The sequence below is a fragment of the Gilvimarinus sp. 1_MG-2023 genome (assembly GCF_030548285.1).
In genome coordinates this window covers 1-240 of sequence record NZ_JAUOSC010001615.1, presented here as the reverse complement: position 1 = coordinate 240, position 240 = coordinate 1, and the positions used below count along the sequence as shown (strand labels likewise).

At 52.5% G+C, this 240-nt stretch carries 1 protein-coding gene; it reads right to left on the bottom strand.

Features of this window, described 5'->3' with window-relative positions:
- A partial coding sequence (locus Q4563_RS22255) for a toprim domain-containing protein (protein ID WP_303606091.1) occupies positions 1–240 on the bottom strand: 240 nt, incomplete at both ends.

Sequence of the window (240 nt, the reverse complement as noted above, 5' to 3'; positions counted from 1 at the left end):
ATCCACGTCCGCATCGGTCATGATAATAATGCTGTGATAACGCAATTTGTCGGGGTTAAATTCTTCCCGGCCAATGCCACAGCCCAATGCAGTAATCAGGGTGCCGACTTCTGCTGACGACAGCATTTTGTCAAAGCGGGCTTTTTCAACGTTGAGGATTTTACCTTTCAACGGCAAAATTGCCTGAGTACGACGATCCCGGCCTTGCTTGGCGGAGCCGCCGGCCGAGTCCCCTTCCAC